This is a genomic window from Pseudomonas sp. PVC-5-1 (assembly GCF_057444345.1).
This window is the reverse complement of record NZ_CM172024.1, coordinates 4943940-4959045: the sequence shown is the minus strand read 5'-3', so window position 1 is coordinate 4959045 and position 15106 is coordinate 4943940. Positions and strand designations below refer to the sequence as shown.

Genomic DNA, 15106 nt, shown 5'->3' with positions numbered 1-15106 from the left:
CGGTGGCCCAGGTCAAACGTATCCGCCGCAACGTCAGCGGCATCATCCTGCTCGACAAGCCGCTGGGCTTCACCTCCAACGCCGCCCTGCAAAAGGTGCGCTGGCTGCTCAATGCGGAAAAGGCCGGTCACACCGGCAGCCTCGATCCGCTGGCAACCGGCGTGCTGCCGCTGTGCTTTGGCGAAGCGACCAAGTTTTCGCAGTACCTGCTCGATTCCGACAAGGGCTACGAAACGGTCATGCAGATGGGGCAGACTACCAACACCGGCGATGCCGAAGGTGAAGTGCTGCAGACCCGTGAGGTGACCGTTGGTCGCGCCGACATCGAGGCCCTGCTGCCGCGTTTTCGTGGCCAGATCAGCCAGATACCGCCGATGTACTCGGCGCTCAAGCGTGATGGCCAGCCGCTTTACAAGCTGGCACGTGCAGGAGAGGTAGTGGAGCGCGAGGCGCGTTCTGTTACTATTGGCCGCTTGGAGTTGCTCGAGTGCGAAGGCACCCGTGCACGGCTGAGCGTAGGATGCAGCAAAGGCACCTATATCCGCACCCTGGTGGAGGATATCGGTGAGGCCCTTGGCTGCGGCGCCTATGTCGCCGAGCTGCGCAGGACCCAGGCCGGGCCTTTCGCGCTGGCACAGACGGTCACCCTCGAGGAACTCGAACAGGCCCACGCCGAAGGCGGCAACGAAGCGCTCGACCGCTTCCTGATGCCTTCGGACAGCGGCCTGCAGGACTGGCCACTGGTGTGCCTGTCCGAGCACAGTGCGTTTTACTGGCTGCATGGGCAGGCGGTACGCGCGCCGGACGCGCCGCAATTTGGCATGGTCCGGGTACAGGATCACAATGCGCGCTTCATCGGTATCGGTGAAGTGAGCGAAGACGGGCGCATTGCGCCGCGTCGGCTGATTCGGTCGGAATGACCGAAACCGCGGGGTCGGGCAATTGCCAGGCCCCACGGCACCAAGGGTGGCTGTCAGTAGGCACGGTCACACCTTTTTTATTAATACAGGGATTTGTCCCTGGCCTATTGGACCCCGCATGCGGGATCCGTTATCAGGAGAAGCCAAATGGCCCTCAGCGTTGAAGAAAAAGCTCAGATCGTTGCCGAATACCAGCAAGCCGCCGGCGATACCGGTAGCCCGGAAGTGCAGGTTGCTCTGCTGACCGCCAACATCAACAAGCTGCAAGGCCACTTCAAGGCCAACGACAAAGACCACCACTCCCGTCGTGGTCTGATCCGTATGGTCAACCAGCGTCGTAAGCTGCTGGACTACCTGAAGGGCAAAGACACCACTCGTTACAGCGCCCTGATCGGTCGCCTGGGTCTGCGTCGCTAATAGCGGCCTGGCCAGTGGTGTGCATGGCGTGTCGCAGGCTTCGGCAGGGCTGTTTTGCAGTGCTGCCGTTGGACACGCCACGCGTATCTCCGAGGTTGGCAGCCTGGCAATGCTGAGCGGATTTTCCGCTTGGTGCCAGGCTCCCAGCCTCGTGTTGTATCTGGACGGTCAATGGGGCCGATTCCCCGTTCTGCCCAAGAATTCGCAAGAAACCAGTTCCCCCAGAGCCACTGAAAAAAGGTAGGAAACCGTGAACCCGGTAATCAAGACATTCCAGTTCGGTCAGTCGACCGTTACTCTCGAAACGGGCCGTATTGCCCGTCAGGCAACCGGCGCCGTGCTGGTTACCGTCGACAACGACGTCACCGTGCTGGTGACCGTGGTCGGTGCCAAACAGGCCGATCCAGGCAAGGGCTTCTTCCCGCTGTCGGTCCACTACCAGGAAAAGACCTACGCCGCCGGCAAGATCCCGGGTGGCTTCTTCAAGCGTGAAGGCCGTCCTTCCGAGAAAGAGACCCTGACCTCGCGCCTGATCGACCGTCCGATCCGTCCGCTGTTCCCGGAAGGCTTCATGAACGAAGTGCAGGTTGTCTGCACCGTGGTTTCCACCAGCAAGAAGACCGACCCGGACATCGCTGCGATGATCGGTACCTCGGCTGCCCTGGCCATCTCCGGCATTCCGTTCGAAGGCCCGATCGGCGCCGCTCGCGTTGCCTTCCACGAAAGCACCGGCTACCTGCTGAACCCGACCTACGAGCAACTGGCTGCCTCGAGCCTGGACATGGTCGTTGCCGGTACCGAATCGGCTGTACTGATGGTTGAGTCGGAAGCCAAAGAGCTGACCGAAGACCAGATGCTGGGCGCCGTGCTGTTCGCCCACGACGAATTCCAGGCCGTGATCCAGGCCGTCAAGGAACTGGCTGCCGAAGCCGGCAAGCCGACCTGGGACTGGCAGCCAGCCCCGGCCAACGTCGAGCTGATGAACCTGGTACGCGCCGAGTTCGGCGAAGCCGTTTCGCAGGCCTACACCATCACCCAGAAGGCTGACCGCTACAACCGCCTGGGCCAGCTGCGCGACGAGGCTGTTGCCCGTCTGAGCAACGAAGAGACCGGCCCGTCCGCCGGCGCCATCAAGGAAATCTTCGGCGAGCTGGAATACCGCACCGTCCGTGAGAACATCGTCAACGGCAAACCGCGTATCGACGGCCGTGACACCCGCACCGTGCGCCCGCTGAACATCGAAGTCGGCGTCTTGCCGAAGACTCACGGTTCGGCGCTGTTCACCCGTGGCGAAACCCAGGCCCTGGTCGTTGCGACCCTGGGTACTGCCCGTGACGCCCAGCTGCTGGACACCCTGGAAGGCGAGAAAAAAGACCCGTTCATGCTGCACTACAACTTCCCGCCATTCTCGGTGGGTGAGTGCGGTCGCATGGGCGGCGCTGGCCGTCGTGAAATCGGCCACGGCCGCCTGGCCCGTCGTGGCGTGCAGGCCATGCTGCCGAGCGACAGCGAGTTCCCGTACACCATCCGCGTGGTATCGGAAATCACCGAATCCAACGGTTCCAGCTCCATGGCTTCGGTCTGTGGTGCTTCCCTGGCCCTGATGGACGCTGGTGTACCGATGAAGGCACCGGTTGCCGGTATCGCCATGGGCCTGGTCAAGGAAGGTGACAAGTTCGCCGTCCTGACCGACATCCTGGGTGACGAAGACCACCTGGGCGACATGGACTTCAAGGTAGCCGGTACCGCCAAGGGTGTTACCGCGCTGCAGATGGACATCAAGATCAACGGTATCACCGAAGAGATCATGGAGATCGCCCTGGGCCAGGCCCTGGAAGCGCGCCTGAATATCCTCGGCCAGATGAACCAGATCATCGCCCAGTCGCGTAGCGAGCTGTCGGCCAACGCCCCGACCATGATCGCGATGAAGATCGACACCGACAAGATCCGTGACGTCATCGGTAAAGGCGGCGCCACCATTCGCGCCATCTGCGAAGAGACCAAGGCTTCGATCGACATCGAAGACGATGGCTCGATCAAGATCTTCGGCGAAACCAAGGAAGCGGCAGATGCTGCCAAGCAACGCATCCTGGGCATTACCGCCGAAGCCGAGATCGGCAAGATCTACGTCGGCAAGGTCGAGCGCATCGTCGACTTCGGTGCGTTCGTAAACATCCTGCCTGGCAAGGACGGCCTGGTGCACATCTCCATGCTGAGCGATGCTCGCGTCGAGAAAGTCACCGACATCCTGAAAGAAGGCCAGGAAGTCGAAGTACTGGTACTGGACGTGGACAACCGCGGCCGTATCAAGCTGTCGATCAAGGACGTTGCCGCGGCCAAGGCCTCGGGCGTCTGATGATTGCCTCGTAGTAGAAAGAAAGGCCCCGCAAGGGGCCTTTTTTTATGGCTGTACGGAACCTTTTGCGGACTTGCATCTTGCAAGCAGTTTTATCGTGCGGATTGCAGAATGCACGACATCGGCCAAATCTAAATTTGGCTAACTTGTTGATTTAAAAGGAAACAAGCGAGACGGAAAAGCTGGCACAGCGCATGCAACTACCTCCATATCTGACGCCAGGACATACGGCGCAGACCTTTCGAAAAAACAGGAGTGACTCACATGAAGAAGTTCGCCATTGCTGCCGCTACTGCTACCGCCCTGACCCTGACCATGGCTAACGGCGCACTCGCTGCGGAGCCAACCCAGGCTCCAGTCATGTTGGCTGCCAACACCGTGGATAACGCCAAGCAGGAAGGTTCCGACACCTGGATCACTACCAAGGTGAAAGCGGACCTGCTGACTGAAAAAGGTATTCCAGGCAGCGACATCAAAGTCGAGACCAGCCAAGGCGTCGTCTCGCTGTCGTCTGACGTGGCGATCACTCAATCCCAGAAAGAAGAAGCAGTACGCATCACCAAGAACATCAAAGGCGTGAAAAGCGTCATGTCTGACGGCCTGAAAGCCGAATAAGGAATGTCCCGTCGGCCAAACGGATTTGGCCACCTTCGCTCCGAGCCCCGGCTATTTGCCGGGGCTTTTCATTTGCGGCTAGTACACCGGGTTACGCGCGATCACATCGCTCTCGAAGCATTCTTGCTCGACGATCAGCGGCTCGACCAATGGCCGGCTATCGCGAAAGTGCGCGGTTTGGGTATGCGCTTCATAGGCTGCATCGTCGCGGTAGATCTCGTACAGGTAGATCAACTCCGGGTCGACCCGGTCTTGCGACACATCGAATGCCAGGCAACCAGGTTCAGTGGCGACTGAGGCTGCGGCATTGACCTTGATCGCAGTTAGAAAATCCTCGGCGCAACCGGGCTTCACTCGGGTCTTGATGAACAGGCTATACACAAGGCTCTCCTTTTGTTTTAAATTATACTGTGAATTGTATACAAAAATGGAGCTTCGCCAATGTCCGAATTGCCTGCACGCCCTGGTCGCCTGGACGGCCTGCGCCATATTGCCTTGTTGGTGCCCAACCTGGAGGAGTGCGAACGCTTCTACGTCGATGTGCTGGGCATGGAGGTGCTGAACCGCGCCAACGAAGACCTGGTGTATCTCACTTGTGGTAACGACAACCTGTCGCTGGGGCGCGGGGCAGGGGCGGCCAATGGTTTGCAGACCCTGGACCACTATGGGTTCATCGTCGATAGCGTGGAGGAGCTGGAGGCCTGGTACCAGTATTTCAAGGCCCATGGCGTGACCCTGCTGGACCGGCCGTTCAACCATGGTGACGGGGCGCGCAGCTTCCACCTGCTGGACCCGGCAGGGAACAAGGTGCAGCCGTTGTACCACCCGGCGGTGTCGGGGCAGCGGTTGGTGTGAAGCCTGTACCGGCCTCTTCGCGGGCTTGCCCGCTCCCACAGGGACCGTACACGGTTCAAGGCCTGTGCAGTACCTGTGGGAGCGGGCAAGCCCGCGAAGAGGCCAGACCTGCTAGTAGAAGTTACTCGGCATCCAGATGCATCGGCGTCACCACCCGACCATCGCTCTCGGCCTGGCCCAGACTGGTATCGATGAAGTACACCCGGTCATCTTCCAGCTGGCCTTTGTCTACCAGGTAATCCTTGATGCTGCTGGCCCGCTCCTGGCCAAGTGTGCGCAGCAGCGCAGTACTTTCGGCCCAGGACTTGATCACCGCCTCGCGCAGCTTGGCGGTGCGCTCGTCGCGGCCCAGTTGCTCCCATTCCGCAGGCGGCTGTTGCTTCAGGCGGTTACGGTAGATGCCTTCGAGCATCGCCGGTTTTTCGCTGTCGTCGACCACCAGCATCGAGGCATTGGCCGGCACCTTGTCACCGCGGCGCTGCAGAATCTTGTACCAGGTGGCCTGGTACTCACGCTCCAGGCGCTGCTGGGCGATCAGCGGGCCGTCGCTGGCCTGGGCGCTGGTGCCTTCGATTTCCAGACGCAGCTCCGGGCGCTCCTTCAGGGCCGACGCCAATTTGTCCAACGATGCCTGGGCGTCGCCACTAAGCTCGCTGGAGCCCGGGGCGAAGGACACATTGCCCAGATCTTCCGAGCCACCGCCGGCAACCAGCCCGCCAATGAACTTGAACGGCGCTTGCGCCGCACGCAACACCAGGTTGCGCAGGGTTTGCCAGACGATCGGCATCACGCTGAACTGCGGGTTGTTGAGGTCTCCGGATACCGGCAGCTCGATCGAGATCTTGCCTTCTGTATCCTTCAGCAGTGCCACCGCCAGGCGGATAGGGAGGTCCACTGCGTCCGGGCTGTCGACCTTCTCGCCTAACTGCAACTGCTCAACCACCACCTTGTTCTCGGCCTTCAGCTGGCCATTGGTGATCAGGTAATGCAGGTCGAGGTTGAGCCGGCCCTTGCGGATACGGAAGCCGGCGAACTTGCCGGAGTAGGGTGTGAGTGTGGTCAGCTCGACCCGCTTGAAGCTGGTGGCGATATCCAGGCTGGCCAGCGGGTTGAACGGGTTGAGGGCGCCTTTGATGGTGACCGGCGCGTAGCGGTCGACCTTGCCCTTGACGTCGACCTTGGCCGGCACCGGCTTGCGATTGTCGATGGTGCCGATCCGGCCGTTCAGCTGTTGGATGGCCGTGGCGAAGTTGGGGGTGAGGGACAGGTCGGCGAAGTTGGCCGAGCCGTCGTTGATGTCGATCTGGCCGATGTGGATGCCCAGCGGCTTGTCGTTGCCGGCGGAGGCCGGCTTGGACTGGCTGGTCGCTGGGGCGCCGGCCGGCTGCGGGATCAGCAGGTCGTTGATGTTGGTCGTGCGGTCTTCGTTGATGATGAAGCGCGCATAGGGTTGCAGCAGGGTCACTTTGTCGATCGACAGCGCATCGCCGTGCACGTAGGACAGGCCGTCGACGTTCACCTGTTGCCATTTGACGAAGTCACGGCTCTTGATGGTGTCGAGGGTGTGCAGCTGGCTGACCTGTGCCTTGCCGGTAACACTGAAGGCCAGTGGTGCGGTGTTCTTCAGGTCGACCTTGAGGTCGCTGGCGAGCATGCCGCTGCGCAGCTCCAGCAGGATGAACGGGCTGATATAGGCCTGGGCCACTCGCAGGTCGATATCGCGGGTGCTCACGTCCAGCTTGGCCCAGATGGGCGCCAGGTTGACCTGGCCGGCCGCCTGAAGCTTGCCTTGCTTGCCCACGCCGGTATCGAGCTTGAGGTTGAAGGGCGACTTGTTGAGACTGTCGAAACCTTGCAGGTCGGCGTTGAGCGGGCCGACGTCGAGGGCCACCGGCTCCTTCTGAGTACGGTCTGCCAGGTGTACCAGGTAGTTACGCAGTTGCACGTCCTTGAGCAGCACCTGCCAGGGTTTGCTCGGCTCCTTGGCGGCTTGCTGTTCGGGCGTGGGCTCGGCGGCGGCCGGTTCGGCCTTTTCCTTCGGCGTAGCCTTGGCCGGCTGGCTGGCGAACAGTTTCTGCCAGTCGAGCTGGCCGTCCTTTTCCAGCGCGGCCCAGGTTTCCAGTTTTTCGCTGCGGATCTTGCCCACGGTGACCAGCTGCTTGACCAGATCGACCGAGGTTTCGCTTACTTCCAGGCTGGCCAGGCGTGCCAGCGGGCGGCCATCCGGGGCCTTTATGGCAAACGGGGCGATGCGCACCGACGCGTTGTCCAGCAACAGTTCGGTCTGCTTGGCGAGGTTGAGCTTGTAGTGGGTGTCGAGGCTGACCACGCCGTCTTCCAGCACCAGTGGCACGGCATCGCGCACATAGGGCCAGAATGCCTTCATCTTGCCTTCGGTGATCTTCAGTGTGCCTTCAGAGGCGATTGGCGCCAGGCTAAGGGTGCCTTTCCAGTCGATGCGCCCGCCGTTGGGGCCGATGGCCACCAGGGTCATGTCGGCATTGTCGTTGGGCAGGGTGCTGAGGTTTTTCAGCTCCAGGTTCATGTTGTCGTAGAGGAACTCGATCGGCTCGCTCGGGCGCAGGTCCTCGAAGTGCAGGTAGCCATCGCTGAGCTTGATGCTGCCGATGCGTAGCGGGAGCGGGTCGCTGGGTGGCTCGTCAGGCTTGGCTTCGCTGGCTGGCAGTTTGAACAGGCGGGTCAGGTTGAGAGTACCGTCCTTGGCGAACAGCACTTCGTTGCGCGGTTTGACCAGTTCCACTGCGTCCAGGTGCAGGGCACCGCTCCATAGACTGTCGAGCGAAAGGTTGGCGTACAGCCGGTCGAAGCCGACCTGCTCCTTGCCAGGCTCGCCGATCTGCAGGCCCCACAGTGTCAGCTCGAGGCTGAAGGGGTTGAGTTCGATCCGTTCGAGGTGGGCAGGCACGGTTGCGTACTGGGCCAACTGTTGGTTGGCGATGCGCAGCGCGACACCGGGGAGAACGAAAAAGCCAAGAAGGCTGTAGAGGGCTACCAGGGCCAGCAGTGCGCCAGCGGCGCGAGTCAATCCTTTGTACATGTGTCGCTTCGTCTGTCTAAGCAGGAGAGCTTGGAGTATGGCACGTTAAATCAGTTCCGCTGAGGCGACCAGTTGACCTCATTCGATACCCATGCGCCGTTTGGCCCGGTGCGCCGAGCCGTCGCGCATCGCCCAGCGCAGTACTGGCGCAGTGCGTTGCAGGCCCAGGCGGATCATGCGCCGCTGCAACGGACCGTGCTGTAGCCCGAGCATGGTCTGGGCCCAGCCCGGCAGCAGGTCGATGCCGGCGTGCAGCATCAGCTTGCCCACCGGCTGTGCCAGGCGGCTGGGGGCGGGGGCATCGAGCAGGATGCCGACCACCTCATGGCTGCGTGCGTCGCAGTGCAACTGCGGACGCATGCGCTGCAGATAGTCCTCGACCTGCTGGCACGAGCGCGGCACGTCGCGGGCGCCAAGGCGCTCGGCAATCAATGCGATCTCTGCGTAGTAGGCATCCTGCTCGGCGCGCGCTAGTTGCGGGTTGCGGTAACGCAGGTGGGCGGCGAGAAAGCTGCTGACTTCCGCCACGTGCACCCAGGTCAGCAGGTCAGGGTCGCTGGCCGCATACGGGCGGCCATCCGGCGCGGTGCCGGTTACCTGCAGGTGGATGGTACGCACCTTGTCGATCAGCCACTCGGCATCGCGGGTGGCGCCGAAGGTGGTGCCGGAGATGAATTGGCTGGTACGGCGCAGGCGGCCGAGCAGGTCTTCACGGAAGTTGGAATGGTCCCACACCCCGGCCAGGGCCAGCGGGTGCAGCAACTGCAGCATGAGGGCACTGATGCCACCGACCAGCATGCTCGGGAAGTCGCCATGTACCCGCCAGCTGATGCTGTGCGGGCCGAACAGCCCGGGGTCACCCTTGGGCGATTCCAGGTCGAGCTGGCCGAGGGCCAGCCCGGTAAGGCTCATGACCTGGGTTTCGATGCGGCGGCGAAGGGCTTCCATGGCGACCTTTGGTTCAGGGCGGCCATGGGCAACGGCCGCCGGTTACTGGTTGAGGCGTTTGTCGATCAGGCCCTGCACCACGCTGGGGTCGGCCAGGGTCGAGGTATCGCCCAGGTTGTCGAGTTCGTTGCAGGCGATCTTGCGCAGTATACGCCGCATGATCTTGCCTGAGCGTGTCTTGGGCAGCGCCGGAGCCCACTGGATCAGCTCGGGTTTGGCGAAACTGCCGATTTCCTTGCTGACCAGGGCCAGTAGCTCGGCCTTGAGCGCGTCGTCCGGCGTTACACCATTCATCGGTGTGACGAAAGCGTAAACGCCTTGGCCCTTGAGGTCGTGGGGGTAACCGACCACCGCCGCTTCGGCAACGCTGTCATGCAGCACCAGCGCGCTTTCCACTTCGGCGGTACCGATACGGTGACCGGAAACGTTGATCACGTCATCGATACGCCCGGTGATCCAGTAGTCTCCATCGGTATCGCGGCGGGCACCGTCGCCGGTGAAGTAATAGCCGGGCATCGGCTTGAAGTAGGTGTCGACCATGCGCTGATGGTCGCCATAGACACTTCGGATCTGCCCGGGCCAGCTGGCCTTGATCGCCAGCAGGCCGGCACCGGGGCCCTCGATGAGCTTGCCCTTTTCGTCCAGCAGCACCGGTTGTACGCCGAACATGGGCTGGGTGGCACAGCCGGGCTTGAGCGACTGCGAGCCGGGCAGCGGGGTGAGCATGATGCCGCCTGTCTCGGTCTGCCACCAGGTATCGACGATGGGGCAGCGCTTTTGCCCGACTTCTTCGAAATACCACTCCCAGGCTTCCGGGTTGATCGGCTCGCCGACGCTGCCCAGCAGGCGCAGGCTCTGGCGTGAAGTGCTCTGCAGCGGCGCGGAGCCCTCGCGCATCAGCGCGCGCAGAGCGGTCGGGGCGGTGTAGAAGATGTTCACCTTGTGTTTGTCCACCACTTGCCAGAAGCGCGAGGTGTCCGGGTAGTTGGGCACGCCTTCGAACATCAGCGAGATCGCGCCATTGGCCAGCGGACCATAGACGATGTAGCTGTGGCCGGTGACCCAGCCGACATCGGCGGTGCACCAGAACACCTCGCCGTCACGGTAGTCGAACACCACCTTGAAGGTGAGGGTGGCCTGGAGCAGGTAGCCGCCGGTAGTGTGCAGCACGCCTTTGGGTTTGCCGGTGCTGCCGGAGGTGTAGAGGATGAACAGCGGGTCTTCGGCACCCATCGGCTCGGGACTGCAGTCGTCGCCGGCCTTTTCCGTTGCCTCGTGGTACCAGAAGTCACGGCCTTCGGCCCAGACGACATCGCCGCCGGTGCGGCGCACCACAAATACGCTGCTGACCGCAGGGCAGCTGGCCAGGGCCTTGTCGACGTTCTGTTTCAGCGGGATGCGTTTGCCGCCGCGCACGCCTTCATCGGCAGTGATCACCGTACGGCAGTCGGCATCGAGGATACGGTCGCGCAGGGCATCTGGCGAGAAGCCGCCGAACACCACCGAGTGGATGGCACCGATGCGGGTGCAGGCAAGCATGGCGAAGGCGGCCTCGGGGATCATCGGCATGTAGATGCACACCCGGTCGCCTTTCTTTACCCCGCGTGCTTTCAGCGCATTGGCCAGGCGGCAGACCTGGCGGTGCAGTTCGCGGTAGGTGATGGCCTTGGAATCCTTGGGATCGTCGCCTTCCCACAGCAGGGCAGTCTGTTCGCCGCGTCGGACCAGGTGGCGGTCGATGCAGTTGTAGCTGACGTTGAGCTGGGCGCCGTCGAACCAGCGGGCGCTGCCGGTCTTCAGGTCGCATTGCTGCACGCTCGACCAGGGCTTGATCCAGTCCAGGCGCTTGGCCTGTTCGGCCCAGAAGGTGTCGGGGTCATCCACCGACTGGCGGTAGAGGCGGCGGTACTCGTCGGGGGTTAGGGCGGCGGACTGGCTGACGGCCAGGGCCTGAGGGTAGTTGCGGATATCGAACATGGCGGGTGGTCCTGCTCTTGTAAGGGGCGATGGACTGCAACGGCTATTCGATAGGACAGTGTAGCTGGGAGAGGTGTTCAACCTGTGCCGGCCTCTTCGCGGGCTCGCCCGCTCCCACAGGTACTGAACAGTTCTTGAGGCCTGTGCGGTACCTGTGGGAGCGGGCGAGCCCGCGAAGAAGCTGGCGAAGGTTTCAGATCAACCGCGGTGACGGCCGCGGAAGTAGTTGATCAGGCCTTGGGTGGAACCATCTTCGGCGCTTTCTTCCAGGCTGCCGACCAGGCGTTGGTAAACGCCCTTGCCCAGCTCCTTGCCTAGCTCCACGCCCCACTGGTCGAAGGCGTTGATGCCCCAGATCACGCTCTGCACGAACACCTTGTGCTCGTACATCGCCACCAGCGCGCCCAGGCGGCGCGGGCTGATGCGTTCCACCACCAGGGTGTTGCTCGGACGATTGCCTGGGATCACCTTGTGCGGGGCCAGCTTTTCGATGTCCGCTTCGTTCAGGCCTTTGCCACGCAGCTCTGCCTCGGCTTCCTCGCGGGTTTTGCCCAACATCAGCGCCTGGCTCTGCGACAGGCAGTTGGCGTACAGCCACTGATGATGGTCGGCCACCGGGTTGAAGCTCACCACCGGCACGATGAAGTCGGCCGGAATCAGCTGGGTGCCCTGGTGCAGCAGCTGGTGGTAGGCATGCTGGCCGTTGCAACCGACGCCACCCCAGATAACCGGACCGGTGTCGGTCTTCACCGGGGTGCCGTCCTGCAGCACGCTCTTGCCGTTGGACTCCATGTCCAGCTGTTGCAGGTGCTTGGTGATGTTGCGCAGGTAGTGGTCGTACGGCAGGATCGCGTGACTCTGGGCGCCCCAGAAGTTGCCGTACCACACGCCCAGCAGGGCCAGCAGCACCGGCATGTTCTTGTCGAACGGCGCGGTCTGGAAGTGCTGGTCCATGGTGTAGGCACCGGACAGCAGCTCTTTGAAGTTGGCGGTACCGATGGCCAGGGCGATCGGCAGGCCGATGGCCGACCACAGCGAGTAGCGCCCGCCCACCCAGTCCCACATCGGGAAGATGTTTTCTTCGCGGATGCCGAAGGCCACGGCGGCGGCCTTGTTGCTGGAAACGGCGATGAAGTGGCGGTACAGCTCGGCTTCCGAGCCGCCCTGGGCCAGGTACCAGGTACGCGCGGCCATTGCGTTCTTCAAGGTCTCGAGGGTGTTGAACGATTTCGACGAGACGATGAACAGGGTGGTTTCGGCGCGCAGGTTGGCCGACAGCTCGTGGAACTCACTGCCGTCGATGTTCGCCAGGTAGTGGCAGCGCACGCCGCGCTGGGCGTAGGGCAGCAGCGCCTCGGACACCAGTTCGGGGCCGAGGAACGAGCCGCCGATGCCGATGTTGACCACGTCGGTGATCGGTTTTTCGCTGTAGCCGCGCCACAGCCCGTCGTGAATGCGGCCGACCAGTTCGGTGATCTGGTTGAGTACCTTGTGTACTTCCGGCATGACGTTCACGCCGTTGACGCTGAGCTTGTCGCCTACCGGCCGGCGCAGGGCGGTGTGCAGCACCGGGCGACCTTCGGAGGCGTTGATGATTTCGCCACTGAACATCGACTTGATGGCGTCCTGCAGGCCCACTTCGTTGGCCAGGTTCACCAGCAGGTCGCGGCTTTGTTCGGTGATCAGGTTTTTCGAGTAGTCGAGGAACAGGCCGCAGCAGCTCAAGGAAAACTGCTCGAAGCGCTTGGTATCGGCGGCGAAGGCTTCGCGCATGCTGAAACCTTGCATGGCGTCGCGGTGTTGCTGAAGCGCCTGCCAGGCGGGCAGGGCCGTGACATCGTGGGGTGTACGGTAATACGCCATTGCGCGGGGTTCCCTTGGTGCGTGATGAGACCTTGGACACGGCACTCATTGCCGGGTTCAGGCTGGCACCATTATAGGCAAAGGCCACTTGCAGGGAATGGGTAAGGCGGGGGAATTTGGGGGAAGCAACTGTCTTGTATTGCCTGTACTGGCCTCATCGCTGGCAAGCCAGCTCCCACAGGAATAGCGCATGGCTCGAGGCCGATGCGGTCGGGGTGTGATTTGGGGGCGCTACCGGTACTGGCCTCATCGCTGGCAAGCCAGCTCCCGCAGGGATAGCGCATGGCTCGAGGCCGATGCGGTCGGGGTGGGAGCTGGCTTGCCGGCGAATGGGCTGCAAGGCAGCCCCGGGCCGTTACGCGGTCTTCTCTTCCAGATGAAGGTACAGGTTGTCGATCAACCGTGTGTTACCCAGGTAAGCCGCCGCAATCACCACCAGATCACGATCATCGATCATCGCGGGTCGCAGGCTTACCGCATGACGCACCTCAAGGTAATCCGGGCGGAAACCCGCGGCGGTCAACTGCGCCTTGCCTTCGGCAACCAGTGCGGCAAAGTCCCGCTGGCCATGGCGGATGGCCCCAGCGATATGCTGCAGCGTGCGGTACAGCGCAGGTGCCGTAGAACGCTGCTCCGGCGTGAGGTAGCCGTTACGCGACGACAGCGCCAGGCCGTCCTCGGCCCGCACTGTGGGCTCGCCGATGATCTGGATCGGCATGTTCAGGTCGCGCACCATGGCGCGGATAACCGCCAGCTGCTGGAAGTCCTTTTCACCGAACACGGCAAGGTCGGGCTGGACCATGTTGAACAGCTTGCTGACCACGGTGGCCACGCCTTCGAAATGACCGGGCCGGCTGGCGCCGCACAGGCCTTCGGAAAGGTGGGGTACGCTGACGCGGGTTTGCACGCTCATGCCGTCGGGGTACATCTCTTCGACGCTGGGCGCGAACAGCAGATTGCAGCCCGCCTGGAGCAGGCGCTCCTGGTCGGCGGCCAGGGTGCGCGGGTACTTGTCGAGGTCTTCGTTGGCGCCGAACTGCAGCGGGTTGACGAAGATGCTGGCGACCACGAAATCGGCGCGCTGTGCAGCCTTGGTCACCAGGGCGGCATGGCCGCTGTGCAGGTTGCCCATGGTCGGCACGAAGCCGATGCGCTTGCCTTCACCGCGGGCGCGGGCGACAGCGGCGCGCAGTTCGCGGACGGTCTTGACTGTATTCATGCACTGAACCCGTGTTCGCTGCCTGGGAAGCTGACTTGCTTGACCGCCTCGACGTATGCGACGAGGGCGCTGTGGATATCCGGCTGGCCTTGCATGAAGTTCTTCACGAACTTCGGTACGCGGCCGCTCAGCGACAGGCCGAGCATGTCGTGCAGGACCAGTACCTGGCCATCGGTGCCGCTGCCGGCGCCAATGCCGATCACCGGGATGGATACGGCACTGGTGATTTCCGCCGCCAGTTCGCTGGGCACGCATTCGAGCAGCAGCATGGCCGCACCGGCCTGTTCCAGGGCGATCGCGTCGGCGCGCATCTGCCGGGCCTGTGCTTCCTGGCGGCCCTGGACCTTGTAGCCGCCCATCACGTTGACAGTCTGCGGTGTCAGGCCCATGTGCGCGCATACTGGCACGCCACGCTCGGCCAGCAGGCGGATGGTCTCGGCCAGCCAGGCAGCGCCTTCGATCTTGATCATGTGGGCGCCGGCCTGCATCAGCGTGGCGCTGTTGGCAAAGGCCAGCTCTGGTGTAGCGTGCGCCATGAACGGCAGGTCGGCAAGGATCAGCGCACCGTCGTTGCCACGTTTGACGCTGGCTGTATGGTAGGCCATGTCTGCGGTGGTCACCGGCAGTGTGCTGTCGTGGCCTTGCAGGACCATGCCCAGCGAGTCGCCCACCAGCAACACTTCGACACCGGCCTGGCTGGCAGCCTTGGCAAAGGTGGCGTCGTAACAGGTCAGCATGGTGATTTTTTCACCCTTGGCCTTGAGGCCATTGAGGGTGGTCAGGGTTACTTCAGGCATGTAGGAAATTCCTCGTTCAGGCGCTGTAAGAAACGACTGCATTCAACGCGTGTAGTCATTTTCCGGAGCGGCACATCATCG

At 62.6% G+C, this 15106-nt stretch carries 12 protein-coding genes; 5 read left to right on the top strand and 7 right to left on the bottom strand.

Annotation, left to right across the window (positions count from 1 at the left end; genetic code table 11):
• Positions 1–2 precede the first annotated feature (2 nt).
• The 4 genes from truB to AC2T3R_RS22665 all read left to right on the top strand — a co-directional run bounded on the left by truB (position 3) and on the right by AC2T3R_RS22665 (position 4308).
• Positions 3–920: a tRNA pseudouridine(55) synthase TruB gene (gene truB / locus AC2T3R_RS22680; protein WP_013974284.1), complete on the top strand. Its 918-nt coding sequence runs from the start codon at positions 3–5 to the stop codon at positions 918–920.
• A gap of 147 nt (positions 921–1067) precedes the next feature.
• Entirely contained in the window at positions 1068–1337 is a 270-nt protein-coding gene (gene rpsO, locus AC2T3R_RS22675) for a 30S ribosomal protein S15 (protein ID WP_003249971.1), read from the top strand.
• A gap of 250 nt (positions 1338–1587) precedes the next feature.
• The gene (gene pnp, locus AC2T3R_RS22670) at positions 1588–3693 is read left to right on the top strand and encodes a polyribonucleotide nucleotidyltransferase (protein WP_013974283.1); all 2106 of its coding nucleotides are present in this window, start codon (positions 1588–1590) and stop codon (positions 3691–3693) included.
• 264 nt (positions 3694–3957) lie between these two features.
• A complete protein-coding gene (locus AC2T3R_RS22665; protein ID WP_486744296.1) occupies positions 3958–4308 on the top strand; it encodes a BON domain-containing protein in 351 nt (116 codons plus the stop codon).
• A gap of 78 nt (positions 4309–4386) precedes the next feature.
• On the opposite strand, the gene AC2T3R_RS22660 is transcribed toward AC2T3R_RS22665, so the two are convergent.
• Positions 4387–4689 (bottom strand): heme-binding protein, encoded by a 303-nt coding sequence (locus tag AC2T3R_RS22660; RefSeq protein WP_023661347.1) that lies wholly within the window; start codon positions 4687–4689, stop codon positions 4387–4389.
• A 60-nt stretch (positions 4690–4749) separates the two neighbouring features.
• Between AC2T3R_RS22660 and AC2T3R_RS22655 the strand changes: the two genes are divergently transcribed.
• Entirely contained in the window at positions 4750–5163 is a 414-nt protein-coding gene (locus tag AC2T3R_RS22655; protein ID WP_486744295.1) for a VOC family protein, read from the top strand.
• Between the two features lie 121 nt (positions 5164–5284).
• Here AC2T3R_RS22655 and AC2T3R_RS22650 read toward each other — a convergent pair whose 3' ends face one another.
• From AC2T3R_RS22650 to panB, 6 genes are all read right to left on the bottom strand, one after another.
• Positions 5285–8221: a DUF748 domain-containing protein gene (locus AC2T3R_RS22650; protein ID WP_486744294.1), complete on the bottom strand. Its 2937-nt coding sequence runs from the start codon at positions 8219–8221 to the stop codon at positions 5285–5287.
• A gap of 78 nt (positions 8222–8299) precedes the next feature.
• Positions 8300–9169, bottom strand: coding sequence for an oxygenase MpaB family protein (locus tag AC2T3R_RS22645; RefSeq protein ID WP_015271851.1), 870 nt, complete (start codon positions 9167–9169; stop codon positions 8300–8302).
• A gap of 42 nt (positions 9170–9211) precedes the next feature.
• A complete protein-coding gene (gene acs / locus AC2T3R_RS22640) occupies positions 9212–11146 on the bottom strand; it encodes an acetate--CoA ligase (protein WP_486744293.1) in 1935 nt (644 codons plus the stop codon).
• Positions 11147–11344: 198 nt separating this feature from the next.
• Complete coding sequence (gene pgi / locus AC2T3R_RS22635) at positions 11345–13009, bottom strand: glucose-6-phosphate isomerase (RefSeq protein WP_410952196.1); 1665 nt, start codon at positions 13007–13009, stop codon at positions 11345–11347.
• Between the two features lie 355 nt (positions 13010–13364).
• On the bottom strand, positions 13365–14228 hold the full coding sequence (panC, locus tag AC2T3R_RS22630) for a pantoate--beta-alanine ligase (RefSeq protein ID WP_410952195.1): 864 nt from the start codon (positions 14226–14228) through the stop codon (positions 13365–13367).
• The gene (panB, locus tag AC2T3R_RS22625; protein ID WP_061551389.1) at positions 14225–15025 is read right to left on the bottom strand and encodes a 3-methyl-2-oxobutanoate hydroxymethyltransferase; all 801 of its coding nucleotides are present in this window, start codon (positions 15023–15025) and stop codon (positions 14225–14227) included. The genes panC and panB overlap by 4 nt, the downstream gene beginning before the upstream one ends.
• Positions 15026–15106: the final 81 nt, after the last annotated feature.

Bases quoted from the DNA above. Each gene is read 5' to 3' on its own strand.
- rpsO (WP_003249971.1), top strand. From the start codon at position 1,068: ATGGCCCTCAGCGTTGAAGAAAAAGCTCAGATCGTTGCCGAATACCAG.
- AC2T3R_RS22665 (WP_486744296.1), top strand. From the start codon at position 3,958: ATGAAGAAGTTCGCCATTGCTGCCGCTACTGCTACCGCCCTGACCCTG.
- AC2T3R_RS22655 (WP_486744295.1), top strand. From the start codon at position 4,750: ATGTCCGAATTGCCTGCACGCCCTGGTCGCCTGGACGGCCTGCGCCAT.
- AC2T3R_RS22650 (WP_486744294.1), bottom strand. From the start codon at position 8,221: ATGTACAAAGGATTGACTCGCGCCGCTGGCGCACTGCTGGCCCTGGTA.
- AC2T3R_RS22645 (WP_015271851.1), bottom strand. From the start codon at position 9,169: ATGGAAGCCCTTCGCCGCCGCATCGAAACCCAGGTCATGAGCCTTACC.
- acs (WP_486744293.1), bottom strand. From the start codon at position 11,146: ATGTTCGATATCCGCAACTACCCTCAGGCCCTGGCCGTCAGCCAGTCC.
- pgi (WP_410952196.1), bottom strand. From the start codon at position 13,009: ATGGCGTATTACCGTACACCCCACGATGTCACGGCCCTGCCCGCCTGG.
- panC (WP_410952195.1), bottom strand. From the start codon at position 14,228: ATGAATACAGTCAAGACCGTCCGCGAACTGCGCGCCGCTGTCGCCCGC.
- panB (WP_061551389.1), bottom strand. From the start codon at position 15,025: ATGCCTGAAGTAACCCTGACCACCCTCAATGGCCTCAAGGCCAAGGGT.